Here is a 24,526-nt window from a genome sequence, read left to right on the forward strand (position 1 = left end):
CCGATCCGTCAATCGCGCAATGTCAGCACCCCAACCAGACCTCGCCAGATATGGGTAGGGGGCGCGGTCGGAACATAATACGACTATTTCCGACAATAAAACTCAGGTTGACATTCCTGACTAATTAAATCAGCTATAGACGGAACGGTGCCTGCCACAAGACACCCGAACTATTGTTTCTGACAGGAAAGAAAATCATCATGACCAAACGCTTTGCCACAGCGGGTACGTTGACACTACTTGCCGCAACTTCAGCAATTGCCGCTGATGCGCCCTCCCGGGCGGACGTTCTGAACACCTATGCCAAAATCGCCGAAGCCACGTTTGAAGACAGCCTGATTGCCGCGAAATCCCTGCAAACCGCCGTCGACGCACTGATTGCCGATCCGTCCGACGCCACGCTGAACGCCGCACGCGCCGCTTGGATTGCGGCCCGCGTGCCCTATCAGCAGACCGAAGTCTATCGCTTCGGCAACGCCATCGTCGACGACTGGGAAGGCAAGGTGAACGCATGGCCACTGGATGAGGGGCTGATCGACTATGTCGACGCCTCCTACGGCGGACCGACCGACGAGAATGAGTTTGCGGCGCTGAACGTCATCGCCAACCCCAGTTTCGATCTGTCCGGCAACACTATCGACGCCGCCGAAATCACGCCCGAATTGCTGAGTGAAACCCTGCACGAAGCAGACGGCATCGAGGCCAACGTCGCAACCGGCTATCACGCCATTGAATTCCTGCTTTGGGGCCAGGATCTGAACGGCCACAGCTCGGGCGCGGGAAACCGTCCTTATACCGACTATGCGCAGGGTGACGATTGCACCGGCGGCAACTGCGATCGCCGCGCACAGTATCTGAGCGCCGCAACCGAACTGCTGGTCAGCGATCTGGACTGGATGGCCACCCAGTGGCAGTCAGGCGGTGCGGCACGCGCCGCACTGGCCGAAAGCGACAAGGCCGGTGTCAGCGCCATCCTCACCGGCATGGGCTCGTTGTCCTATGGCGAACAGGCGGGTGAGCGGATGCGCCTTGGCCTGATGCTGAACGACCCCGAGGAGGAGCATGATTGCTTCTCGGACAACACTCACAACAGCCATTACTACGACGGGCTGGGCATTCAGAACGTCTATCTGGGCAGCTATACCCGCATCGACGGCACACCGGTTTCCGGTGCGTCGCTGTCGGACCTGGTACTGGCCACCGACCCGTCGCTGGACGCTGAGATGAAGGTCAAACTGGCAAACACCATGCAAGCGCTGGGTCGTCTGAAATCGACAGCCGAGGCAGGCTTTGCCTACGACCAGATGCTGGAACGCGGCAATGAAGGCGGTGAGGTCCTGATCATGGGCGGTGTGAACGGCCTGATCGACCAGACCAAGACCATTGAGCGTGTCGTGGCTGCGCTGGACCTGGATCAGGTCAGCATCGAAGGCTCGGACAGCCTAGATAACCCAGGTTCGGTGTTCGAATAAGACCTGTCTGGCCGGGCACCCCCTCCCGGCCTGACTGAACCGGAAGCATCTGAACGTGGGTGCTTCCGGATATCCGGATCACCGGGGTTTGATGTGAAAAGCCGCATCCGAACCCCCAACTGACATCAAAGCTCGACCGCAAAAATGGGCACATTACCATGATCATCTGCCACTGCACACATATCTCGGACCACGACATCCGCGCCGCGATCGACTGGATGCGCGCGTCTGACCCGCACACGGTGATCACGCCCGGAAAAATCTACCATGCGCTTGGGAAATCAGCGGATTGTGGCGGATGCATGCCGCTTTTTCTCGACTCGATGCGGTCCTGCGATAATCTGGAAGTCCCCATGCAACTCCGCGCCCTGCGCAGCGGAGCAACACAGGAGAGTGCAGATGAAAGGCGACCCCAAAGTCATCGAATACCTCAACAAATCCCTGCGGCATGAACTGACGGCGGTCAGCCAGTACTGGCTGCACTACCGCCTGCAAGAGGATTGGGGCCTTGGCCATATGGCCAAGAAAAGCCGCGAGGAAAGCATCGAAGAGATGGGCCATGCCGACAAGCTCATCGAACGGATCATCTTCCTGGAAGGGCATCCCAATCTGCAAAAACTCGATCCTCTGAGGATCGGCCAGACCCCGAAGGAAACGCTGGAATGCGACTTGGCGGCGGAACAGGATGCCCGCGCGCTTTATGTCGAAGCCCGGGAATATTGCCGCGAGGCGGGCGATTATGTGTCGATGTCATTGTTCGAGGATTTGATCAGTGATGAAGAAGGCCATATCGACTTCCTCGAAACGCAGCTCGACCTGTATGAAAGGATCGGCGAAGCCAATTATGCTCAGCTCAACGCGTCGAAAATGGACGACGTGGACTAAACTCTGTCTTTTGTCGGTGGTCACGTGCGTGGCCACCCCCTCCCTGTCCGCCGAACTGCGTGACATTCATCTGAACTTCCAGCCCAGAACCGAGGAAGAGCGCAACCGGATCTCCGCCGTCACGGCGTTGCCCGATGATTTCAGCGCGCCGCAACGGTTCGAGGACCTGCCCGCCGGGGCGGCCACCGTGCGGGCGCGCCAGGACGCCGATGCCTTTTCACAACCCTCGGGCAATCTGAGCTTCGAGCAGGAGCTGGATTTCCGAGTCGGCAACGGGCTGTTCAGAAAGATTTGGGTCTGGTCCCCCGCATCTACATTGGCCTCGGACGGTCTGGGCCCGCTTTACAACGCCCGATCCTGTCAGCGATGCCACATCAAGGACGGGCGCGGCCATACGCCCAACGGCCCGGACGACAGCGCGATATCGATGTTCCTGCGCGTGTCTGTTCCCGGTGGCCCCGACGACGGGTATTCCGAGATCGAGGACTACATCGCCACCCGACCCGAACCGAATTACGGCGGCCAGATGCAGGACCTGGCCTTGCCCGGCCATCCGGCCGAATACCGGCTGGATATCGCATATGATGATGTCCTCGTTGAACTGTCGGAAGGCGAAACTGCCATCCTGCGCCGCCCGACCTACAGCGCAACAGATCTGGGATACGGCCCGTTGCACCCGGGCGCGATGCTCAGCCCCCGCGTGGCGCCACAGATGATCGGATTGGGGTTGCTTGAAGCCATCCCGGTCGACGATCTGCTGGCCAACGCCGATCCCGAAGATATGGATGGCGACGGAATTTCCGGACGCCCGAACATCGTCTGGTCAGCGGAATTTGGTGAACCCATGTTGGGCCGGTTCGGCCATAAGGCCGGAATGCCGACGATAATGGAACAATCCGCCGCCGCCTTTGCCGGTGACATCGGCATTTCCAGCCCGCTCTACCCGGCCCCGCACGGCGATTGCACTGACCGCCAGACTGCTTGCGTTGCGGCCCCCCATGGCGATCAGGACATTCGGGAATTCGAAATTGACCAGCAGGGCATGGACCTGGTTGCATTCTACAGCCAGAACCTTGGCGTTCCGGCCCGACGCGATGTGAATGATCCGCAAGTGCTGCGCGGGAAAGAGGTGTTCTACACCTCCGGCTGTGTTTCCTGCCATACGCCCGCTTTCGTCACGCACCGCATGGACGACCGGCCAGAACACAGCTTTCAGTTGATCTGGCCGTATTCCGACCTGCTGCTGCACGACATGGGCGAGGGACTTGCAGACAACCGCCCCGAAGCCCGCGCCGATGGCCGGGAATGGCGCACCGCACCGCTGTGGGGCATTGGCTTCACCGAACAGGTGTCCGGCCATACCCAGTTTTTGCATGACGGGCGCGCCCGGTCGCTGCTTGAAGCCATCCTGTGGCATGGGGGTGAGGCGCAGGCGGCGCGGGACAGTGTTGTTTCGATGCCAAAAGCCGACCGCAATGCCCTTGTGCGTTTCCTCGAAAGTCTCTGATTCATGCGAATTCTCACCTTACTGGCTGCCCTCATACTGCCAATAGCTGTCCACGCTCAGGATCGTCAGGCTGTACTCGCGGACACGGTGCAATCCCACATCCTGCCGCGTTTTGCGCAGCTTGCAGACACGTCCGGGACACTGAAAGCATCGTCGCAAGCGGATTGCTCAATGGACGCCCCCGATCTGCAGGCGGCTTATCACGATGCCTTCGACGCATGGATTTCTGCCAGCCACCTGCGCTTTGGCCCATCGGAAACCGATGACCGCGCCTTTGCCCTGGCGTTCTGGCCCGACAGTAAAGGTTTCACGCCCAAGGCGCTGTCTGGACTGATCGCCCGGGAAGATGATGCGGTCTATTCCGCCGAAGGTTTCGCGGAAACATCCATCGCGGGACGCGGTTTCTTTGCTTTGGAGCAGGTTCTGTTCGACTCGCAACTGTCCGTGGCAGGCGCGGATGACTATCGCTGCGCTGGTTCGGGCCATCGCGACAGATATCGAACGGAATGCGCGGGCTATCGACAACGACTGGCAGTCCTATGCCGGCAAAATGGCTCGACCCGGACCCGACGGCCCCTACCGGTCCGATGATGAAGCGATGCAGGAACTGTTCAAAGCCCTGATCACCGGTCTGGAGTTTAACGCCGACACCCGCCTTGGCCGCCCCATGGGAACGCATGACCGCCCCCGCCCCAACCGGGCCGAGGCACGCCGGTCCGAACGATCCCTGCGCCATGTGGAATTGTCGCTGATCGCCTTGCGCGATCTTGCCGCGCATCTGTCGACTGGTCATCCCGGGATTGCCGATGATCTGGACGCCACCTTTGCAAGAGCCATAAGCCGGGCACAATCACTGGACGATCCGGCCTTTGCGGGTGTCGCCGATCCACAGGGACGCATCCGGGTCGAAGCGCTGCAACAGTCGATCAACGACATCCGCGCTATTGCCTCTACCGAACTCGGCCCGACCCTTGGCATCAGCGCCGGGTTCAACTCACTGGACGGAGACTGATCCGCATGACCACCCGCCGCCGCTTTCTGGCCGGTCTGACCGCCGCCGGTCTTGCCCCCATGAAAGGGTGGGCGTCGGTGGGCGGCCCGGACTATCTGGCTGCGGCGTTATTCCCGGATGCTACGTACCGCCTGGCCGGGTTGGATGTGAACGGAACCATCCTGTTTTCCCTGCCATTGCCCGCCCGGGGCCACGCCGCCGCCGCGCATCCACACTTGCCGCAGGCGGTGGCCTTTGCCCGCCGTCCCGGTACCTTTGCCGCGGTGATTGATTGCGCCACTGGGGTGCAAATCGCCGGGTTGCAGGCCCCAAAAGGGCGCCATTTCTATGGCCACGGTACCTATTCGCGAGATGGAACAAGGCTGTACACGACCGAAAACGACTATGACGCTGGCGCGGGCATCATCGGCATCTGGAACGGCCAAGATTACACTCGGATCGGAGAGATTTCCTCGGGCGGTATCGGCCCGCACGACTTGCGCCTGATGCCGGATGGCGTTTCTTTGGTCGTCGCCAATGGCGGGATCGAGACCCATCCCGACACGGGCCGCACCAAGCTGAACCTGCCGGTGATGCAACCCAACCTGACCTATCTTGACCTGTCCGGCGACATTCTGGAGACGGTGGAACTGCCGCGCGCGATGCACAAGAGCTCGACCCGTCATCTGGCGGTGCGCCGGGATGGACTTGTTGCCTTTGCCATGCAATGGCAGGGCGACGCGACCGCTCACCCGCCGTTATTGGGCCTGCATCACCGTGGTCAGGCGCCCAGGCTTTTGGCGGCACCCGACACCGATCAAGCCACGCTTCAAGGCTACGCAGGAAGTATCGCGTTTTCTGCCAATGGCGAAACCGTCGCGATCACCTGCCCGCGCGGCAACGCGTTGCATCAGTTCAATGTCGCAGACGGGCGACTGGCCAGCATCCACCAGCTTGACGATGTATGCGGGTTAAGCGCAGGGCCCAAGGGGTATGTCTTTACCACCGGCACCGGAGTGATCGGCAGCCTGAGCGGCATCAGCGCCAACAATTTGGCCCAACTGGACTGCCAATGGGACAACCACCTGATCCCTGTCCGGGCGTTTGGCTGAACCTCGGCATTTTCCGTCGCATAGATTAAACTTGGACGAATCAAACTGCTACCGTATTGGCGGGCGCAAAACCGGCACTCCAGACTTACAAGGACTGACTTGATTGAAACACACGCCCAACGCACCGCATTCCATCTACGGGGTTGAAAAATGGGGCAAAGGCCTCATCGAGGTGACGAAGCAGGGCGAGATCGGTCTGCGCAATCCCATGGCGCCAGAGGCTGCGGCAATCAGCCTGCCCGGCATCCTGAGCGACCTTGAGGAACGCGGCATCAGGGCCCCGATGCTTTTGCGTATCAGTTCCTACTTGGAAAACGAGATCGCTCATATCAATGAAAGCTTCCGTGATGCGATTGCCCGTACCGGGTACAAGGGGCACTATCGCGGTGTCTTCCCGATCAAGGTGAACCAACAGGCGCAGGTCGTGGACCGGATCGTCGAGTTCGGGAAGAAGTACAATTACGGCCTGGAAGCCGGATCGAAACCCGAACTGGTGATCGCGCTTGCCCATCGTCTGGCCAGCGAAGCGCTAATTGTGTGCAACGGCGTCAAGGATGCGGAGTTCATCCAACTGGCAATCCTCAGCCGCAAGATCGGCTTTAACACCGTCATCGTGCTGGAAAGCCCGAAAGAGGCTGACACGGTGATCGAGGTCTATAACGATCTGGGCATCGAACCCCTGATCGGTGTGCGGGTCAAACTGACCAACCAGATCAGCGGCAAATGGGAAGAAAGCTCGGGCGACCGGTCCGCCTTTGGCATGAACACCGATCAGCTGGTCGCTACTGTCGACAAACTGAAAGCGGCCGGTCTGCTGCATTGCCTGAAGCTGCAGCACTCGCATCTCGGATCTCAGGTGCAGGACGTCAACGACGTGCGCCGCGCCGTGGGCGAGGCCTGCCGGTACTACACCGAACTGACGCGCGAGGGCGTGCCGCTGACCCATCTGGACCTCGGCGGCGGCATGGGTGTGGACTATACAGGCGAAAAGAAAGCCGCCGAGAACTCGATCAACTACACGGTCGAGGAATACTGCGCCAATGTCGTCGAAACCGTGGCCTACGCGATGGATGAGGCCGAAGTGGCCCACCCGACTCTGGTCACCGAAAGCGGTCGCGCTGTGGTGGCAACCTCGTCGATGCTGCTGTTCAACGTGCTGGAAAGCACGCTCTACGATGCGCCCAACGGGCCCGAGGTGGAACCCGATGACCACCATATGGTTTCGGACCTGGCCGCTGTGTCCAGTTACCTCAGCAGCGACCGGTTGCAAGAATGCTGGAACGACGCCACCTTCTATCGCAATGAACTGCGTGCCCTGTTCCGGCGCGGCTATGTCGACCTGCGCCAGATGGCCCGGGCCGAGCGCATCTACCTGTCGCTGATGACCCGCCTCAAGGCGCTTGCGGCCAGCGACGATCTGGAAACCGATGTGGACGACCAGCTTGAAAAAGTGGCCGATATCTACCACTGCAACTTCTCGCTGTTTCAGTCCCTGCCCGATGTCTGGGCCATCGACCAGTTGCACCCGATCGTCCCGCTGCAGGGACTGAACGAAACACCCGACCGCCGCGCGGTCCTGTCCGACATCACCTGCGACAGCGACGGCAAAATCGACCGCTTCATCCTGGCCGATGGTGTCTCTCCCAGCCTGCCGGTGCATTCGCTGCCTGAAGAAGACGAATACTACATGGGCGTCTTCTTCGTCGGCGCCTATCAGGAAACACTGGGCGATCTGCACAACCTGTTTGGTGATACCAACGTTGTCACCATCGACCTGCGCGCTGACGGCGGCTTCGACCTGCTGCACGAACAGGAAGGCGACACCATCTCCGAAGTTCTGTCCTATGTCGAGTTTGACCCCGGCGATTGTGTCGCTGCCTTCCGCAAAATGGTGGACGAGGCGATCTCGACCGGTACTCTGAAAGCCAAGGACCGCAAAACCCTGATGAGCGCCTACCGCGACTCGATCAACGGCTACACCTATTACGAATAACCCCCTGTGAGAGGAGAAAACCCCATGGGCAAAACACTGGTTGTCGGCGCAGGCGGCGTATCCCACGCCGCCGTGCACAAGATGGCAATGAATTCAGACATCTTCACCGAGATTACTCTGGCCAGCCGCACGAAATCGAAATGCGACGCCATCGCCAAATCGGTGAAAGAACGTGTTGGCGTTGATATCGCCACCGCAGAACTGGACGCCTACAAGGTCAAAGACACGGTCAAGCTGATCAAGGAGACCGGCGCGGAAATCCTCGTGAACCTCGCCCTGCCCTATCAGGATCTGGTTCTTATGGATGCATGTCTTGAGGCCGGTATCCATTACCTCGACACCGCGAACTACGAGCCCGAGGATGAGGCCAAGTTCGAATATCACTGGCAGTGGGCTTATCAGGAGCGGTTCAAAGAGGCTGGCCTGACCGCCATCCTCGGCTCGGGTTTCGATCCGGGTGTGACCAGTGTGTTCGCCAAATGGCTCAAGAAACACAAGCTGGACACCATTCGTCAGATCGACGTTCTGGACGCCAATGGCGGCTCGAACGATCAGGAATTCGCCACCAACTTCAACCCGGAGATTAACCTTCGCGAAGTATTGGCCGAAGTGCGCCACTGGGAAGGTGGCGAGTGGAAGCACTCCCCCGCCATGACCCATAAGGTCGAGTTTGACTTCCCCGCCATCGGCCCCAAAAACATGTACCTGATGTATCACGAGGAACTGGAGTCGCTCTCGACCCACTTCCCCGAGATCGAGCGTGCCCGCTTCTGGATGACCTTCGGTGACGCCTATATCACCCACGCCAAAGTGCTGGAAAATGTCGGCATGACCCGCATCGACCCGGTGATGCATAACGGCAAGGAAATCATCCCGATCCAGTTCCTGAAAACCCTGCTGCCCGATCCTGGCGATCTGGGCGCGGAAACCAAGGGCAAAGCCTGCATCGGCGACATCGCCACGGGTCAGGCCAAGGATGGCTCGGGCGAGAAGACTTATTACATCTACAACATCTGCGACCACGAGGAATGCTATGCCGAGGTCGGCAGCCAAGCGGTCAGCTACACCACCGGTGTCCCTGCCATGATCGGCGCGGCACAGGTTCTGAAGGGCAACTGGACCGAGCCGGGCGTCTGGAACATGGAACAGCTCGACCCGGATGATTTCATGGACATGCTGAACAACCACGGCCTGCCGTGGCAGGTCCATGAACTCGACGGCCCCGTCGAATTCTGATCTGGTCTTCATCTTTTTCCAAATACTCCGGGGGTCCGGGGGCAGCGCCCCCGGCCTCTCCACCCCAAGGAGACGCCGGTTATGTCCGACATGATGACCACACAAGCCGGGGATGCCGGAGCCTTCCGCAATTTTGACCTGAGCCGTGTGCCGACCCCCTGCTTCGTGGTCGATGAAAAGGCCGTCGAGCGGAACCTGACCGTTCTCGCCGATATCGGATCCGGATCAGGCGCGCATGTGCTGAGCGCGCTCAAAGCGTTTTCGATGTTCTCGCTTGCCCCCCTGGTACGCAAACATCTCGGTGGCACCTGCGCCAGCGGCATCTACGAGGCTCGGCTGGGCCGCGAGGAATATGGCGGTGAGGTCGCCACATTCTGCGCCGGGTACAAGGACGCGGATATCGACGAGATCCTGTCACTGTCCGACCACATCATCTTCAACTCTCCGGCGCAAAAGGATCGGTTTCTCGCCAAGGCACAGGCTGCGGGCGTTCAGGTCGGCTTGCGCATCAACCCGGAACACTCCGAGGGTGAAATTCCGAAATACGATCCCTGCGCCCCCTGTTCTCGGCTGGGAACGCCCGTCAGCCAGCTCACCTCGGAAACCCTGACCGGGGTTGATGGCCTGCACATGCACACGCTCTGCGAGCAGGGATTCGAGCCGCTGCAGCGCACGTGGGACGCCGTCGAACCGAAACTCATGCCGTTCATGGGGCAACTCAAATGGCTGAACTTCGGCGGCGGGCACCATATCACCCGCGACGACTATGACCGCGACGGGCTGGTCGCTTTCATCAAGGGCATCCGCGAAACATATGGCATCGATGTCTATCTTGAACCCGGCGAAGCCGTCGCACTGGACGCAGGCGTTTTGATTGGCGAAATCCTCGACCTGCCGACCAATGGCATGAACCTTGCGATCACCGATATCTCGGCCACCTGCCATATGCCCGACGTGATCGAAGCCCCCTATCGTCCGGCTTTGATGGATGAAGCCGAGGCTGGCCACACATACCGTCTGGGCGGCCCGTCCTGTCTGGCGGGCGACGTGATCGGCGACTACACATGGGACAAGCCGCTGGAGATCGGGCAGCGCTTCGCCTTCCTGGACCAAGCCCATTACTCAATGGTCAAGACAAACACATTCAACGGCGTGCCGCTGCCGACCATCGCGCTGTGGAACAGCGAAACGGACGAACTGAAAATCATCAAAAAGTTCGGCTATGAAGACTTTAAGGACAGACTCTCATGAGCATTTTCCTCGACAGTGAACTGACCGCCTCCGAGCGCACTGAAGATGCGCGGTTCCACGTGATCCCGGTGCCGCTGGAGCGCACGGTGTCCTATGGCTCGGGCACGGCCAAAGGGCCCGAAGCAATTATCGAGGCCTCAAATGAGCTGGAGCGGATCGTCGGCAGCGCTGAACCCTGCCTGCAGGGCATCTTCACCGAGCCGCCATTGGATTGCGATGCCTCGCTGCCGGAAATCATGGAACGCCTGGCCCAACGCACCGAAGCCGCAGTGCGCGCGGGTAAGGTGCCGGTGACGCTGGGTGGCGAGCATTCGCTCAGCTACGGTGCAGTCATGGGTGTTGCCCGTGCGTTGGGTCAACCAATCGGTATTGTTCAGGTGGACGCGCATGCCGACCTGCGCAACGCCTATCAGGGCGAAAAACACTCCCACGCCTCAGTCATGCATCTTCTGGCCGAGGAAGGCATCCGACTGGCCCAGTTCGGCGTTCGTGCCTTCTGCAAAGAAGAGGCCGAGAGCCGTGTACAAAACAACGTTTTTCACGTCGATGCCGAAGAACTGGTGACCGACAACATCCACGCCATCGACCTGCCCGAAGACTTCCCGGAACTGGTTTATGTCAGCTTTGATGTTGATGGACTGGACCCGGCGATCATGCCGGCAACCGGCACCCCCGTTCCCGGTGGGCTGGCCTATTACCAGGCGCTGCATCTGGTGGAACACGCGTTGAAGGGGCGAAAATGCGTCGGACTCGATGTGGTCGAACTGGCCCCCGATGGCGATGCCGCATGGGATTTTACCGCCGCGCAGATCGTCTATCGTCTGATGGCAAGCTGCTGATCGGTTCAGGCGGGCGGCTCAGGCCCGCCTGTCATTTTTCTTAATCAATCTTGCCGTCGTCCGCCGTCTCGTTCAATTCCATGTGGCCTTCTCCCTTGTTCAGAACCCGGCGCAACATGGGTTCAAAGAACTCCAGCGGTTTGGTCGGGTAATCGGGGTCGAAGGCGCACTGGTCGTATTCGTGGCAGAAATACCGGCAGTCTTCCCAGTACGGGCTGTCACGATACTTGTCGCGGGCGTTGCGGTCGCCACCCAGGAAGTGATTGTAATAATACCCCTGAAACACGCAGTGATGCTTGAGAATCCAGTAGGTTTTTTCGCTGACATAGGGCTTCATCATCGCCGCTGACAGCTCACCATGGTTGTAGGGGGACAGGATATCGCCTGTATCATGCACCAATGCAGCGATGACGATCTCTTCGTCGGCCCCGTCGTTATAGGCACGGGTCGCGGCCTGCAGGCTGTGTTGATAACGGTTTACAGGATAGGGCGTCCACTCTTCATCGAGCGAACGGATTGCATCCAGAATGCGATCCGGCAGAGCCGCGTTATAGGCGTCTTCGTATTCCATCACCGCCAGAAAATCTTCCTTGGTGGCGTTTTCGAAACTGGTCCAGGTGGGTTTGTGGCTTTTGTCCAGCATGGCGCGTCCTTTGGCTGAAGTTGCGCATCATGATAGTGCAATCCCTGTGGCCAAAAAAATGAATTGATTTTATCGGTTCGATCAAAAAATACTTTCGGTATGCAGATCAAAGCGCTCGAAACATTTCTGTGCGTTGCCGAGGTCGGAGGCTTTCACGCCGCGGCCCGCAAGCTGAACGTGACCCAGACTGCCGTCAGTGCGCGTATCCGCGCGATTGAAGATGAAACGGGAAAGCAACTGTTCAATCGGGGCGCGGGTGGCACCACACTGACTGATTTCGGGCGGCAATTCCGCCCTTACGCTGAACAGATGCTGTCGCTTTGGTCCTTTGCTTCACACGACCTGCCGTCTCAATCCCAGAACCGCATCGCCTTGCGGCTTGGCGCACAGCTGAGCATCTGGGATCCGTTGCTGGTTGATCTGGCCGTGCGGTTCGAACGGCAGTCCGGAAAACTGTTGCTGACGCTGAACTATGACCACGATCTGAACATGGTCGACGCTGTCGCGACGCATGTTCTGGATGCCGCCCTGACCCATGAAAAACCGGCCGATCCGCGCGTGGTGTTTCACGACTTGGGCACCGAGCGCCTGATACTTGTCCGAACCCGGGGCACGGCCGACACCGGCCAGGATCTGGTATTTGTCAATCTGGAATTGGGTGAAGTCTATCAGGAGCACGTGAAATCCGTGGCCCGACAGGCGCCGGGGCAGACGATTTTTCTTGGCAATTGCATGATGGCGCTGCGCTATGTGTTCCGCCGGGGCGGAACCGGGTATTTCCCGCGCTACGTCATCGAAGACCACCTGCGATCGAAGGAACTGATCCCGATTGAGGGGGCACGTGACCTGTTACTGCCGCTCTATCTGGTGACCCGCCGTGATGGCGCGGGCATCGACGATATCCTGAGCTGCCTTGCCGATCTTCGCGGCTGAACTCAGGTGCCTGCCTGCGGCATTGTCTGGCTTTCGGTTCGCCGCATCACGACAAGCGGCCGGCCCGCAACAAACAGGAACATGCAGGAAATCAGGATGCCCCCGAAGGCCGGCAGATACAGCATCGGCCACATGGCAGGATCGGCGATGACAATGGGAGAGATAAATCCGCGAACACCCTCCAGCAGAATAAGGATGGTGAAAGCCCCGAATATCTGTGGCCAAAGGCCAAACCGCGAGAAACTGCCCAGCATCAGCGTGGAATACCCCGCCATCGCGACAGCAATACAGATCGCGATCCAGGAGAACCGCTGGTGCAGCTCCTCGATCATCTCACCCTGACTGAATCCTTCCGCTGCCGAGATTGCGTCCCGGTCATTGAGCAACTCGATTGTCGGAACCGCTTCGAGGCTGCGGTCGTTCATGCCGCGCGAACTGGTCAACCCGGATATGTCGTAAGACGCGTCCTGAAACAGGGTCGAAGACAACGTCCGGCCTTCACGGTCCAGGCGCAGCGCAATCCCGTCCAGCATCACAAGATGCAGACCCGCATCATTGTTGACCAGATACGCCGTCTTGCTGGAATAGCTGGCCGAGTTCAGTTTGTCGCGACGATCGGAAACAAACACTTCGTGCAAAGTACCGTCCAGATCAATGCTGCCGATATAGACCGTCACCGAAGCGGCCGGGTGCAGAAATTCACCCTCGTTCAGCAATTGCGCGGTAACGTCCCCGGCGACTTCGGCCTGCCGCTGCTCAAGCTGATCGACGGATGCTGGGCGCAGGAAGATGCTGATGACCGCCATCATCAGCCCGGCAATGACACCAAAAACCAATACTCCGCGCGCCAGCCGCCACGGGCTTGACCCGGTGGCCAGCATCACCGTCATCTCGCTTTCCCGACTCAGCCGGTTGGTGGCGTAGACTGCGGCAGCAAATACGGCCATTGGCATCACCGTGCGGATCAGCGTCGGCAGCGTCAGGGCCGTGAATTCAAGAAACACCATGGCCGACTGACCACCGCTGATTACCCGGTCAAACAGGCTGACTGATCGGGTAATCCAGAAGACGCCAACCAGAACCAGAGTGAAAAATCCGAACAGCACCAGCAACTGCCGCAGGAAGTAACCATCGAAACGCGACATATATCCCCATCCCGGTGCGTTCTGTCTGCACGGGACAATAGGCCATTCATTCGCCGGAGGGAACAGCGATTGCCCGTGAAACTGAACCCGCACAAGAAAGGGTATCCCCAACCTGGGCTTCGTCGACAACATGGAAGGAAATGGCAGGGGCAGCAGGGTTCGAACCCGCGACCTACGGTTTTGGAGACCGTCGCTCTACCAACTGAGCTATACCCCTGTGGTGCGACCCAGATATGCCAGCCGCGCGGCGGACTCAAGAGGCTTTTTGCGATTCATCGTCAGATCACCCCGGGGACAAACAAGTTGCACAGAACGCGCAGTTCTTTAAGACAAGGTCTGGTCAGCAAAAGGATACAATACGTGAGCCTCCGCAAGAAAATCGCAGACAGCGAAGCCGTTCTCAACTGGGCGGCGCGGCGGATCGCCAGCTACATCCGGATGGTTCATCGCAACACGAACTGGCAGCGCCTCGGGTTTGAGGAAATGGACAAACTGGTGGAACAGGGTGAGCCGGTGATTGTTGTGATGTGGCACCAGCGGCTGACGCTATCGCCCTACCTCTTTCCATTGGACAAGGGACGGGTTTGTACCATCACGTCGGCCGCGCGCGCCGGCAGCATGGTGGGCCGGGTGCAAAAGCTGTTCGGATTGGACTCGATCGCCATGACCAGCCGGAAACGCCACGTCGCCTTGTCGCGCGAGGTGCTGGGGATGATCAAGCAAGGCATTTCGATTGGCATTGCCGCCGACGGTCCGCGTGGGCCCGAACGGGTGTTGTCGACCGTGCCGCTGGTTTGGGCCCGCACCTCGGGTAAACGGGTGTTTGGCATTACCTTTTCTACCCGCTACGGGCGCGAGGCCGGAACGTGGGACCGCATGCTGCTGCCCCGCCCCTGGCGCAATCAGGGCGTTTTCCTGTGTCGGGAATGGACCGAAACCGTCCCCCGCAAAGCCAGTGAAGAACAGATCGAAACGCTCAGGCAAAGCCTTGAGCACCACATGAACGATATCACGGCAGAAGCGGACCGGATGGTCGGGCGTGAACCCTGGCAGGGTTAACAGCCAAGCATCAATTCCAGCCAAAACAACCGGACTTCAACTGCTTCGAACAAGGTGTAGTTGATTTGTCTTCTTGCAACAGTCATTTCGAACGGCAGGTTTCGCCGGTACTGCATTCTCGCAGCGGTTGAAATTTTCAATTAACGTCGGTGCCGAATCACGAGATACGACACCATGACTGATTCAAAGCAAAAGCAAGATTTTTCAGAACGAATACAACGCATTCAGCAGAAACACGGCACCCCTCCGCCACCGCAAGTCCAAACAGAAGCTCCGCCCAGTGAACCGGCGCCGAAAGGTCATAATCTCCGCAACGCGATGATCTGGGCCATATTGGCGGCCATGGCCGGGGTTGCCGGGTTCCACGGCCTGATGATGTTCGACGAGTGGAAACTGTCGCAAGCAGCGGCCCCAGACAACCAGCCGGCCCCACAGCCACAACCCAAGCCTGTGCAGGACGTTCGCCAGATCACCGATCAAGGCTGGAGCATTCCCAGCCCGGGTCTGGCAACTGCGGGCCGGGGACAGTTGACCGTGTTGGATGTGGCGACGGGCTTTGAATCTTCAGTGAAGGACGCCCCACCCAACGTGCTGATCCCTTTTGCCGTTAACTCCAATTGCACCTTCAAAAGACCGCAGCCGAATGATGTTGCTTATAACGTGCGCATGGAGACCGGCACGCTGCTGACAACGACCCATGTGTTCTCGAACCGGGCCATCGCAAATGCACTGATCGACCAAATCAAGGGTGTGCAGGTTTCGGAAAAACACTATCAGACCGGATCCCGGGCGCAGGGACGGATGTTTGCCGTGGACGTGTTTGTCACGGACACGTCGGCACCCGTCTATCTGGTGCTGCAAAGCTTCCGCCAGAACGTGATCTGGAACCTGCAACTGGCCAGGGGTGTCACCCTGTCGCATGTCGCGATGATCGGCGAGAACTCGGGTCTTGTGGTGCCGGAACAGGACATGCCGCTCGAGGCAATCAGGATCAGCGACTTTGTAACGAACTTTGAATTTGGCGCGAATGATGACCCGGGGCCTTGCATGGTTGCACCATGGCGAAGGCCACAGGTGCATTAGCCCGCGCAGACCAAGGCGGATAACGGAAATGATCTGTACACGAACCAAATTTACAGCTTCAACACCGGTTACCGCGCGTTTGACGCATGGTACCGGCAGGTCATGGGTGTGCCTGCGGACACCAATGTAACAGCCCCCCACAGTGCGGCCCATGTCCTGGTGGGCGACCTGCCGGACCAGCCAATCGAATATCGCAGCATGGCCAGACGTGATGTCTATGTCTCGGAAAACGACTTTACGCTGATCGGAGATGACACGTTTGAGGACACGCATGTCATGCTGCTGACCGCCGCGGTCGGTGGTGACCTTGCGCTGCTTGATCCCGCGCCGCAGGAGGTTTCCCGGCAATGAAACTGATAGGTATGGCCCTGACTCTTTCAATCCTGGCGTTACTTGCGGTGTGGTATCTGCCGACGATGTACTGGGGCTTTCAAATCAGCCACGCGGTATCCCGGGCGCAGTCCGGCGAAGACGCGGCGTTTGAAACCGTGGGTGAACTTGCCGAAGGCCCACCACTTGTTGCCTGGCTGCGCAACAACAAGAAGCTGAACGCAGCATTCAACCCCACGGACCTGACCACAGGTCGCTATGTGTCATACAAGCTGGAAATGCCGTTTGAGGCTTTGCTGAAGCCCGGAGAAACCCTGCCAGAGCCGGATTTTCAGGAACTTTATGCCCATGCGCGCGCGCCGCAAACTCTGGCGGGATACTGTTTCGAAGTACTGGGCAACCTGGGAACAAAATGTGATGTTTCCAAATCCAACGCCACGCTTTCACGGGATGGAAACGTCATGATCATCGGAAACCTGCAATATGTCCCAGATTACGAAACCGGCGATCCGTCAGTCGTCAAGAACGGCGAACTCATCTCGGCCCGGGTGCGGCTGATTGGTGGCCGCGATCTTCACAACACTCTGGGCAACCACGCAGAGTTGTTCGAAAAGGCACGCAGAATCTGTACCGAAATCCGCGCCTTGCCGGGAAACTGCATTATCTCTTCGATCAGTTTCGATATCACCCCACGGGACGGCGTTCAAATTCTGCGGGCCTCGGCCCGTTTCGACGCCTTCGCCGATAGCACGCAATATCGACGCGACTCTCTGCAAACTGCCGTGGATCAAATAGCCGAAGACTTAGTGAACTGATCGTTGCCCCTTCCGGGTCAACCTCGCTCAGCCGCCACGCAGGCGTTGCATCAGGTAAATCTCGCTGCCTTCCGGGATCGGTTCGGTCAATCCCGAGGCGATAACACGGCCATCGATGGCGATTGATACCCCGGCATCAATCGGTGCCTGCAATTGCGGATGCGCGCGAACAAGTTCGCGCAGCAGCTCGCCGGTGGTTTTGGCCTGCACCTCAACCACCTGCTGGCCCCCAGTCAGAGACCGGAGGCCGGACCAGAGGTGGACCTCAACCATTGTCCTTGAGCGCCGCCAGAATGCGGGGCGGCGACATTGGCAATTGCTTCATCCGCACGCCCGCCGCATTGGAGACAGCGTTGGCGATGGCCGCGAGCGGCGGCACGATGCCGGTCTCGCCCACGCCGCGCACACCGAACGGGTGGCCGGGGTTGGGCACTTCGACAATCACCGTGTCGATCATCGGCAGGTCACTGGCCACAGGAATGCGATAGTCGAGGAAAATCGAGTTCTGCAACCGGCCATCCTCGCCGTAGATATACTCCTCATTCAGCGCCCAGCCGATGCCTTGCGCGGCACCGCCCTGATACTGACCTTCCACATAAGTCGGGTGGATGGCCTTACCGGCATCCTGAATGACCGTATAGCGGGTGATCGCGGTTTTGCCGGTTTCCGGATCGACCTCGGCATCGACGATGTGGGTGCCAAATGACACGCCCGCCCCTTCCGGAGTGGCTTCGAAATGGCCCGAGATCGGGCCACCGGTCGCGCCCATATCGGCAGTGATATCGGCCAGCGGCATTGGATCGAAATCGCCTGCGTTCGGACCCGAAGGCACGGCACAGCCATTTTCCCATTTCACCGCGTCAACCGGGATACCCCATTTGGCCGACGCGCGTTCACACAGACGTTCCACAGCGTTTCTGGCTGCCTTGATGGTCGCCAGACCGCTGGCATAGGTCACACGCGAGCCGTGGCTTACGTCATTGTAGCCCAGCGTCGCCGTATCCGCGACGGTGACACGAATGTTCTCGTATGGGATACCCAGCACTTCGGCCGCCATCAGGGCCATAGACGCACGCGAGCCACCGATGTCGGGTGTGCCGACCATAACCTGGGCCGAGCCGTCCTCGGACAGAGCAAGCGAGACGCTGGTTTCACCACCGTGATTGAACCAGAACCCGCACGAAATGCCGCGCCCCTGCCCCGGTTTCAGCGGCGCCGAATAGTGGGGATGGGCCTTGGCTGCCTCAAGCGTTTCGACCAGACCGATACGTTCGTAAGTCGGGCCATAACTGGCTTTGGTGCCTTCGTGCGCCGCGTTCTTCAGACGCACGTCCACCGGATCCAGCCCCAGCTTCTTGCACAGCTCATCCAGCACGGATTCTACTGCGAACGCCCCCATGGGTGCGCCGGGGGCGCGATAGGCGGCCTGTTTCGGACGGTTGGCCAGAACGTCATAGCCGACCTGACGAACATTGGTCAGGTTGTAGGGCGCAAAAGCGCACATGGCGGTCATATCCCCGGGCGCTCCCGGAAAGGCACCGCCCTGCAGTCGGAAGATACCTTCGGCCGCCGTGATCGTGCCGTCTTTCTTCATGCCGATTTTGATATCCATCGACGCGGACGAGGTCGGGCCGGTAGCACGGAACACCTCAGAGCGGCTCATTACGATCTTAACAGGCCGGTTGGCCTTGCGGCTCAGCGCCAATGCAACCGGTTCGATGAACACGGTGGTCTTGCCACCAAAGCCACCACCGATTTCCGAGGCGGTCACCCGCAGCTGCGCCGTTTCAAGGCCTAGCAGCGTGGCGCAGTATTTCTGCGCGTACCAATGGCCTTGTGTGCAGCACCACAGCTCACCCTTGCCGTCACTGCCCAGAGATCCAAGGCAGGCGTGCGGTTCGATATAGCCCTGATGCGTTGCCTCGGTGACAAAACTGTCTTCCAGGATCAGATCCGCCTCGGCAAACCCGGCCTCGACGTCGCCATGGCCGCTTTCGTGATAGCGCACGACGTTGGGGTGCATCCCTTCGGGCACGGAATAGTCCGCAGCCCCTTCGCGGATTACCGGCGCATCAGGGGCCATCGCCTTGTCCACATCCGTGACGTGGGGCAGCACTTCGTACTCGACCTCGATCAGCTTGAGCGCATCGCGCGCAGCCAAAGCCGACGTGGCCGCAACCGCCGCAACAGCGTGACCGTCATAGAGGGCCTTTTCACCCGCCATGACATTTTCCAGCACGCTCCAGAATTCGCCTTCCAAACCGGGCTTGAAGGGCACATCCGCGAAATCGGCCCGGGTCACAACGGCTTTGACGTCCTTCAGCGCCTCGGCCTTCGATGCGTCGATCTTCACGATCCGCGCGTGCGCATGAGGGGACCGCAGGATCGCGCCGTGCAACATCCCGGGCGCATAAGCATCGGCGCCAAACCGGGCCCGGCCCGTCACCTTGTCCAGACCATCCGGCCGGTCAGGACGGGTACCCACGAAATTGAATTCGGATTTCCGATCGTCGAGTGCCATTACGAAGCCTCCCGCATCTCAGCTGCCGTATCCATCACGGCACGAATGATCTTGTCATATCCCGTGCAGCGGCACAGGTTGCCCGCCAGCCAGTACCGGGTCTCCTCCTCGGTCGGGTTCGGGTTCTTTTCCAGCAGGGACTTCGCCGCAACCAGAATACCCGGCGTGCAGATGCCACATTGCAGGGCAGCGTATTCGATGAATTTCTTCTGCAGCGGGTGCAGAACATCGCCATCCGCGATACCTTCGACGGTTTCGATCTGCTTTCCCTCCGCCTCGACACCCAGCATCAGGCACGAGCATACCAGACGGCCATCAACCGTGACCGAGCACGCGCCGCAATCGCCGGTGCCGCAGCCTTCTTTGGCGCCGGTCAGGTTCAGCTTATCACGCAGGCAGTCCAGCAGGGTTTCGCGGGGATCACACAGGTATTCAACCGCGTCACCGTTCACGGTGGTGGATACGTGTAACTTGCTCATGCTTGCTCTCCCTTCGCGCGGGCATAGGCGATTTTTGCGGCGCGCTTTGCCAGAACACCCGAAACTTCGGTGCGGAATTCGATTGTGCCGCGTTTGTCGTTGATCGGATTACAGGCGGCGGATGCAGCCGCAGCCAGTGCATCAAGCGCGGTGTCGTCCAGAGTGGTGCCGATGATGGCCCTGGCGCAGTCTTCGACCAGCAGAACGGTCGGGGCCACCGCACCCAGCGAAACACGCGCCTCGGTGATCTTATCACCATCCAGGCGCAGGTTCACGCCGACGCCGACGACGGCGATGTCCATCTCGGTACGTGGAATGAAGCGCAGATATGCGTCTCCACCGTTGTCTCCCCGCGCCGGAATGTGCACTGCGGAAATCAGCTCGCCCTTGGTCAGCGAGGTCTTTCCGGGGCCAACAGGAATATCTTCGACCGCGACCTCCCGCGTGCCGCCAGGACCGGTCACGGTCACCGTGACACCGGCCGCTACCATGGCCGGCACGGAATCAGCCGCAGGCGAGCCATTGCACAGGTTGCCCGTCAAAGTCGCGCGTCCCTGTACCTGGGTGGAGCCGATCAGATCCATTGCCTCGACCACGCCGGGCCAGTCGCGGCCAAGTTCGGGGTGCTCGCTCATTTCGGCACCGGTGGCGGCGACGCCCAGGGTCCAACTGCCATCGGCGTTTCGGGTGATGTCCCGCACCCCATTGATTTTTTTCACGTCGATCAGTGTATCGGGGGTCACCAGTTCCGAACGCAATTGCACCAGTACGTCGGTGCCGCCTGCAAGAAACCGGGTCGTGCCCGTTGCATTCGCTGCCAGCGCCGAAGCTTCTTCGAAACTGTTGGGGCTGTGATAGTCCATTTGTTTACCTCGCACCTGTGGATCAGGATTAACTGGGGTTTGAACGGGACGTTAGTGCAGCAACCAGGTGGCGTCCATGGCCGGAACGACCAAAATTTAGGTTTCCCAAAGTCGTTTTTGAACAATTGTCAGAGGTCAATCTCGATCACGCCATCCGCATTCGCGGCGCGGCTTTGGCATAAAATGATAGCTCCTTCGCGCTGCCGGTTCGACAACACAAAATCACGATGCTCAATTTCGCCCGAGATAACCCCGCATTTGCAGACCCCGCAAATGCCGTCGGCGCATTTCACATCCACATGAATTCCCGCCTCATTCAGAACCTGCGCGGCATCCTTGTCCGATGGGACGGTCAGCTCCCTGCCTGACTTTGCTAGCTTCAGAATGAACGGATGGTTTTCGTATTCGGGTTGCTCGGGAACCGAGAAATACTCCAGATGCCGGGCGTCTTCGGGAAAACCCTGTCGTTCTGCCGCTTGTATCACGCCGTCCATATATCGATCCGGACCGCAGGTATAAACGTGCCATCCTTCCTGATAATCAGACAGGATGACATCCAGATCGGCCCGGGTGTTTTCGTCTGAAAAATGGTAGTGCACATGATCGCCCCAGGGCGCTGCGGCAAGGTCCTGCAGGTAACCAGCGTCCGCCCGCGTACTGGCGGAATAGTGCAGCTCGAAGTCTCTGCCCAGCGCGTGAAGCCTGTGCGCAAAGGCAATCATCGGGGTGATGCCGATACCGCCGCCCATCAGGAACGTCTTGCTGGCAGTCTCATCCAGTTCAAAGTGATTGATGGGTTTTGAAATGAATACCTTGCGCCCCTTGCCGAAGATACGGTGCAACAGCGCCGAACCGCCGCGCCCTTCATCTTCGCGCAGGACGCCGATCTGATACGTAGTCCGGTCAGCAGGATCGCCCGACATGGAATACTGACGCAGAAATTCCGGGGCGACCAATACATCCAGATGTGCGCCGGCAGTCCAGTCCGGCAACGGCGCACCATCCATGGCCGAGAATTCGTATTTCGTGACATCAGAAGACAACTTGTCGACCCTGGTCAGTTCAACCCGCATCACCGGTGCGTCTCCGGCGATCTGATAGCGGTGAACCACGCTCATATCCCCGGCAGCTTTGCGCGCCTTGTACTCGTCTGCCGAAACCAGAGCCTCATAGGCGGCGATCCCGGCCTCGCGGTCCATCGCGAACGGATAGGGCCATGGGTGCGGGGCCAGGTAAGCCGGGTAGACGGCCAGCGTCTGATCCTCGTATTTCAGGTCCAGATCCTTTTGCAGGTCACGCCGGTTCAGGGGATGGGTCGAAGGGCGATAGGCCCCGTCCGCCTGCAACTCGATATCCCACCACCATTTCTTGGTGTCGTTCAAACCGCCATTTCCGACCGCGTCGTCCAATCGCGCCAACACGGGTGCGACGGATGGGATGTTCATCGCTGCCCAGCGGAAAGGGCGTTCGCTGAACAGGCCTTCAAGGTTCCAAGGGCAGGTTTTCATGCACCGCCCGCACATGGACCCGCCCGGTGTCGTGATCCGATAGGTGGCGCATTTCTGGCTGTCGGACTTCCAGATTTCATAGCCGTTGAACATCAGTTTCGGTCCGGCAGTGATCGCCCCCGAGGGACATTCGCGCGCGCATTTGTTACAGGACTCGCAAAAGCTTTGCAGGCCAAAGTCGATGGGCTTGTCGTGGCTCATCGGCATATCTGTCGTTACCACGCCCGATTTCAGACGCGGCCCCAGATAGGGGTTCAGGATCACCTCGCCAATGCGGCTGACTTCGCCCAACCCGGACAGCAACAGCAGTGGTGGCTGCAGCACTTCGCCATCCATCACCGTATGCGCCTTGGCCTTGTAGCCCAGATTGCGGATTTGCTGGGCAATCACTCCGCCCAGTAAGGAAAATCTAAGATACGCACGCATGGACTGGGCGACGCTGATCCAATCGTCACCGCTGGCGCCCTCCATCGTCTCATATCCCTGATCAATGATCATGCTGACGGCCTGATCATGGGGCGAATCGATGGCTTCGCCGGTTGCGTCGTGGGAATACCAGGCCCATTCCGGGCACCGGCTTAGACCGACAGCATCAACCCCCAGAAAGTAGGACGCCGCCTTGATGTTCGCGGCGTTCCGCTGCGCATCTGTTGGCTTGCGCCCGTCGGCGCTGTCGCCATCCTGCAACAGAACGAAGGCACCCAGCGCGCGCCTTTGTGCGAAGCTGGGCGCGGATTTGCGGACGTAGTGCCCGCCTTTGGCCGCGTCTTGCAGGGGCTTGCCCATATCTCCGAATTGCGCGCGGGCAAACATGTCCGCCCGTTTCGGCACACGGGCCACGTTTTCCTCGTCAATGTATGTGGTTGGATCGTCGACACGCGTCAGCTTTTCGAACGGATGCGCGCCATCCACATAGCGCCGCTTGGCATAGGGGTCACGGTTCAGCGCACTTTTGGCAAAACCTGCACCCAGCCACCACGCAGGACCCTGAGTTTTGAACCACGGCTGCTGCGCCATGGGCTTCAGGGGCCTGTCATGGGCGATCTCCATCTCGGTGGTGATTGCAGCCAACCCGAACCGTTTGCCAAGCCAGGGGGCGACAAGCGCGCCGCCCTCGGCCGTGACCAGCCCCGCGGCAACGGCCAGCCTGTTCAGATCCACCTCGGACGACATGACCGTATGCGCCCGCGCATCGAACCCGAGCAATCGGATATAGTTGGCAATCACCGCCGCGTTTTCGGTCGCCAAAAGGCAGGCACGATGGTCCTGTGCATCCCTGATCCACTCTGTCCCCGGCTCATCCGCGTCCGGGTCGCGATGATGTTCGTACAGGAAAACAATCGCGTGTCGGTGGGCGTCTATCGAGCCGGTCTCCGCCTCCATGCTTTCCTTCAGATCCGCCATGATCACATCGATGCCCGAGGCCAGCGTCTTGGTCTGGCGCGTTCTCAGGGCGTGGGCCAGCCGGTCGATGTCGCGATTTCTCCGGGGTTCGGGCAACAGCGCCTCAGTCGGCAGCGGTCCGCATCCGATCATCGATGCATCATTGAAATAACCAAACGCCTTCAGATGATTGGCGCGCTCCGACGGGCTGTCCGGGATTCCCGCAATCGCGGGGTTCACGAACCCGTCACGGATTGCATCCATCATGGCCTGAAATTCGCCCATCGCGTTTACGATGCTTTCAGGCTGGTCGGGGCGGTGAAAGCTGAGCTCTTTCATCGGCGGCACAAGCGACAGATCCGGAAGGTTGTCCTGCCGAGCCAACCGCTCCATCGGGTACGCCCCCATGTGGACGGGTCGGTTCTTGTCCGAGAAAAAGCGTATTCCCATTTCGCGCCTCCTGATCTGAAAGCTGCCT

Annotated in this window: 22 protein-coding genes, 1 tRNA gene and 1 pseudogene; 15 read left to right on the forward strand and 9 right to left on the reverse strand. The window is 59.6% G+C overall.

Features of this window, described 5'->3' with window-relative positions:
• Positions 1-200: 200 nt before the first annotated feature.
• A complete protein-coding gene (locus tag ACR0MI_RS13615) occupies positions 201-1,472 on the forward strand; it encodes an imelysin family protein (RefSeq protein WP_480854617.1) in 1,272 nt (423 codons plus the stop codon).
• Between the two features lie 125 nt (positions 1,473-1,597).
• Here the strand turns inward: ACR0MI_RS13615 and ACR0MI_RS13620 are convergent, their stop codons facing one another.
• The gene (locus ACR0MI_RS13620) at positions 1,598-1,741 is read right to left on the reverse strand and encodes a hypothetical protein (protein ID WP_480441793.1); all 144 of its coding nucleotides are present in this window, start codon (positions 1,739-1,741) and stop codon (positions 1,598-1,600) included.
• On the opposite strand from ACR0MI_RS13620, the gene ACR0MI_RS13625 reads away from it, so the two are divergent.
• From ACR0MI_RS13625 to speB, 9 genes and pseudogenes are all read left to right on the forward strand, one after another.
• Positions 1,691-1,924: a (2Fe-2S)-binding protein gene (locus ACR0MI_RS13625; RefSeq protein WP_480441791.1), complete on the forward strand. Its 234-nt coding sequence runs from the start codon at positions 1,691-1,693 to the stop codon at positions 1,922-1,924. The genes ACR0MI_RS13620 and ACR0MI_RS13625 overlap by 51 nt on opposite strands.
• Entirely contained in the window at positions 1,872-2,357 is a 486-nt protein-coding gene (gene bfr / locus ACR0MI_RS13630) for a bacterioferritin (RefSeq protein WP_170615959.1), read from the forward strand. Before ACR0MI_RS13625 ends, bfr begins: the two co-directional genes overlap by 53 nt.
• A complete protein-coding gene (locus ACR0MI_RS13635) occupies positions 2,317-3,864 on the forward strand; it encodes a di-heme oxidoredictase family protein (RefSeq protein ID WP_170817218.1) in 1,548 nt (515 codons plus the stop codon). The genes bfr and ACR0MI_RS13635 overlap by 41 nt, the downstream gene beginning before the upstream one ends.
• Before the next feature lie 3 nt (positions 3,865-3,867).
• Positions 3,868-4,876 (forward strand): annotated as a pseudogene (locus ACR0MI_RS13640) (imelysin family protein).
• 5 nt (positions 4,877-4,881) lie between these two features.
• A complete protein-coding gene (locus tag ACR0MI_RS13645) occupies positions 4,882-5,967 on the forward strand; it encodes a DUF1513 domain-containing protein (protein WP_170619730.1) in 1,086 nt (361 codons plus the stop codon).
• A 103-nt stretch (positions 5,968-6,070) separates the two neighbouring features.
• A complete protein-coding gene (speA, locus tag ACR0MI_RS13650) occupies positions 6,071-7,960 on the forward strand; it encodes a biosynthetic arginine decarboxylase (RefSeq protein WP_170615953.1) in 1,890 nt (629 codons plus the stop codon).
• Positions 7,961-7,984: 24 nt separating this feature from the next.
• Entirely contained in the window at positions 7,985-9,196 is a 1,212-nt protein-coding gene (locus tag ACR0MI_RS13655; RefSeq protein WP_480854620.1) for a saccharopine dehydrogenase family protein, read from the forward strand.
• Positions 9,197-9,277: 81 nt separating this feature from the next.
• Complete coding sequence (nspC, locus tag ACR0MI_RS13660) at positions 9,278-10,447, forward strand: carboxynorspermidine decarboxylase (protein WP_170615948.1); 1,170 nt, start codon at positions 9,278-9,280, stop codon at positions 10,445-10,447.
• Complete coding sequence (speB, locus tag ACR0MI_RS13665) at positions 10,444-11,286, forward strand: agmatinase (RefSeq protein WP_170615946.1); 843 nt, start codon at positions 10,444-10,446, stop codon at positions 11,284-11,286. The genes nspC and speB overlap by 4 nt, the downstream gene beginning before the upstream one ends.
• A gap of 40 nt (positions 11,287-11,326) precedes the next feature.
• On the opposite strand, the gene ACR0MI_RS13670 is transcribed toward speB, so the two are convergent.
• Positions 11,327-11,929: an HD domain-containing protein gene (locus tag ACR0MI_RS13670; RefSeq protein WP_170615944.1), complete on the reverse strand. Its 603-nt coding sequence runs from the start codon at positions 11,927-11,929 to the stop codon at positions 11,327-11,329.
• 99 nt (positions 11,930-12,028) lie between these two features.
• On the opposite strand from ACR0MI_RS13670, the gene ACR0MI_RS13675 reads away from it, so the two are divergent.
• A complete protein-coding gene (locus tag ACR0MI_RS13675; protein WP_480854627.1) occupies positions 12,029-12,862 on the forward strand; it encodes a LysR family transcriptional regulator in 834 nt (277 codons plus the stop codon).
• Between the two features lie 2 nt (positions 12,863-12,864).
• On the opposite strand, the gene lptF is transcribed toward ACR0MI_RS13675, so the two are convergent.
• Together lptF and ACR0MI_RS13685 are read right to left on the reverse strand one after the other, a co-directional pair.
• Positions 12,865-14,007, reverse strand: coding sequence for an LPS export ABC transporter permease LptF (gene lptF, locus ACR0MI_RS13680; protein WP_170615940.1), 1,143 nt, complete (start codon positions 14,005-14,007; stop codon positions 12,865-12,867).
• Positions 14,008-14,148: 141 nt separating this feature from the next.
• Positions 14,149-14,224: transfer RNA gene (locus ACR0MI_RS13685), tRNA-Trp, on the reverse strand.
• 143 nt (positions 14,225-14,367) lie between these two features.
• On the opposite strand from ACR0MI_RS13685, the gene ACR0MI_RS13690 reads away from it, so the two are divergent.
• The 4 genes from ACR0MI_RS13690 (at position 14,368) to ACR0MI_RS13705 (ending at position 17,294) form a co-directional block, all read left to right on the forward strand.
• A complete protein-coding gene (locus ACR0MI_RS13690; RefSeq protein WP_170615939.1) occupies positions 14,368-15,066 on the forward strand; it encodes a DUF374 domain-containing protein in 699 nt (232 codons plus the stop codon).
• Between the two features lie 318 nt (positions 15,067-15,384).
• Positions 15,385-16,149, forward strand: a complete 765-nt coding sequence (locus ACR0MI_RS13695) for a hypothetical protein (RefSeq protein ID WP_170817217.1) — start codon at positions 15,385-15,387, stop codon at positions 16,147-16,149.
• Positions 16,150-16,251: 102 nt separating this feature from the next.
• Positions 16,252-16,500: a hypothetical protein gene (locus ACR0MI_RS13700; RefSeq protein ID WP_480441750.1), complete on the forward strand. Its 249-nt coding sequence runs from the start codon at positions 16,252-16,254 to the stop codon at positions 16,498-16,500.
• A complete protein-coding gene (locus ACR0MI_RS13705; RefSeq protein WP_480854630.1) occupies positions 16,497-17,294 on the forward strand; it encodes a hypothetical protein in 798 nt (265 codons plus the stop codon). Before ACR0MI_RS13700 ends, ACR0MI_RS13705 begins: the two co-directional genes overlap by 4 nt.
• A gap of 27 nt (positions 17,295-17,321) precedes the next feature.
• On the opposite strand, the gene ACR0MI_RS13710 is transcribed toward ACR0MI_RS13705, so the two are convergent.
• From ACR0MI_RS13710 to ACR0MI_RS13730, 5 genes are all read right to left on the reverse strand, one after another.
• On the reverse strand, positions 17,322-17,567 hold the full coding sequence (locus ACR0MI_RS13710; RefSeq protein ID WP_170615930.1) for a MoaD/ThiS family protein: 246 nt from the start codon (positions 17,565-17,567) through the stop codon (positions 17,322-17,324).
• Positions 17,560-19,815: a xanthine dehydrogenase family protein molybdopterin-binding subunit gene (locus ACR0MI_RS13715; RefSeq protein WP_170615928.1), complete on the reverse strand. Its 2,256-nt coding sequence runs from the start codon at positions 19,813-19,815 to the stop codon at positions 17,560-17,562. Before ACR0MI_RS13715 ends, ACR0MI_RS13710 begins: the two co-directional genes overlap by 8 nt.
• A complete protein-coding gene (locus ACR0MI_RS13720) occupies positions 19,815-20,294 on the reverse strand; it encodes a (2Fe-2S)-binding protein (protein ID WP_170615926.1) in 480 nt (159 codons plus the stop codon). Before ACR0MI_RS13720 ends, ACR0MI_RS13715 begins: the two co-directional genes overlap by 1 nt.
• Positions 20,291-21,157: an FAD binding domain-containing protein gene (locus tag ACR0MI_RS13725; RefSeq protein ID WP_170615924.1), complete on the reverse strand. Its 867-nt coding sequence runs from the start codon at positions 21,155-21,157 to the stop codon at positions 20,291-20,293. Before ACR0MI_RS13725 ends, ACR0MI_RS13720 begins: the two co-directional genes overlap by 4 nt.
• Before the next feature lie 128 nt (positions 21,158-21,285).
• Positions 21,286-24,498, reverse strand: a complete 3,213-nt coding sequence (locus ACR0MI_RS13730; protein WP_170817214.1) for a reductive dehalogenase — start codon at positions 24,496-24,498, stop codon at positions 21,286-21,288.
• Between the last annotated feature and the right edge of the window lie 28 nt (positions 24,499-24,526).

The organism is Ruegeria sp. D4 (genome assembly GCF_056534475.1).

Excerpts from the sequence above, each read along its gene's own strand:
- speB (WP_170615946.1), top strand. The coding sequence starts at position 10,444 with ATGAGCATTTTCCTCGACAGTGAACTGACCGCCTCCGAGCGCACTGAA.
- ACR0MI_RS13625 (WP_480441791.1), top strand. The coding sequence starts at position 1,691 with ATGCGCGCGTCTGACCCGCACACGGTGATCACGCCCGGAAAAATCTAC.
- ACR0MI_RS13615 (WP_480854617.1), top strand. The coding sequence starts at position 201 with ATGACCAAACGCTTTGCCACAGCGGGTACGTTGACACTACTTGCCGCA.
- ACR0MI_RS13710 (WP_170615930.1), bottom strand. The coding sequence starts at position 17,567 with ATGGTTGAGGTCCACCTCTGGTCCGGCCTCCGGTCTCTGACTGGGGGC.
- ACR0MI_RS13720 (WP_170615926.1), bottom strand. The coding sequence starts at position 20,294 with ATGAGCAAGTTACACGTATCCACCACCGTGAACGGTGACGCGGTTGAA.
- lptF (WP_170615940.1), bottom strand. The coding sequence starts at position 14,007 with ATGTCGCGTTTCGATGGTTACTTCCTGCGGCAGTTGCTGGTGCTGTTC.
- ACR0MI_RS13620 (WP_480441793.1), bottom strand. The coding sequence starts at position 1,741 with ATGGTAGATTTTTCCGGGCGTGATCACCGTGTGCGGGTCAGACGCGCG.
- ACR0MI_RS13655 (WP_480854620.1), top strand. The coding sequence starts at position 7,985 with ATGGGCAAAACACTGGTTGTCGGCGCAGGCGGCGTATCCCACGCCGCC.
- ACR0MI_RS13725 (WP_170615924.1), bottom strand. The coding sequence starts at position 21,157 with ATGGACTATCACAGCCCCAACAGTTTCGAAGAAGCTTCGGCGCTGGCA.
- ACR0MI_RS13715 (WP_170615928.1), bottom strand. The coding sequence starts at position 19,815 with ATGGCACTCGACGATCGGAAATCCGAATTCAATTTCGTGGGTACCCGT.
- ACR0MI_RS13695 (WP_170817217.1), top strand. The coding sequence starts at position 15,385 with ATGATCTGGGCCATATTGGCGGCCATGGCCGGGGTTGCCGGGTTCCAC.
- nspC (WP_170615948.1), top strand. The coding sequence starts at position 9,278 with ATGTCCGACATGATGACCACACAAGCCGGGGATGCCGGAGCCTTCCGC.
- ACR0MI_RS13670 (WP_170615944.1), bottom strand. The coding sequence starts at position 11,929 with ATGCTGGACAAAAGCCACAAACCCACCTGGACCAGTTTCGAAAACGCC.
- ACR0MI_RS13675 (WP_480854627.1), top strand. The coding sequence starts at position 12,029 with ATGCAGATCAAAGCGCTCGAAACATTTCTGTGCGTTGCCGAGGTCGGA.
- ACR0MI_RS13705 (WP_480854630.1), top strand. The coding sequence starts at position 16,497 with ATGAAACTGATAGGTATGGCCCTGACTCTTTCAATCCTGGCGTTACTT.
- ACR0MI_RS13730 (WP_170817214.1), bottom strand. The coding sequence starts at position 24,498 with ATGGGAATACGCTTTTTCTCGGACAAGAACCGACCCGTCCACATGGGG.
- bfr (WP_170615959.1), top strand. The coding sequence starts at position 1,872 with ATGAAAGGCGACCCCAAAGTCATCGAATACCTCAACAAATCCCTGCGG.
- ACR0MI_RS13635 (WP_170817218.1), top strand. The coding sequence starts at position 2,317 with ATGCTCAGCTCAACGCGTCGAAAATGGACGACGTGGACTAAACTCTGT.
- ACR0MI_RS13700 (WP_480441750.1), top strand. The coding sequence starts at position 16,252 with ATGGGTGTGCCTGCGGACACCAATGTAACAGCCCCCCACAGTGCGGCC.
- ACR0MI_RS13645 (WP_170619730.1), top strand. The coding sequence starts at position 4,882 with ATGACCACCCGCCGCCGCTTTCTGGCCGGTCTGACCGCCGCCGGTCTT.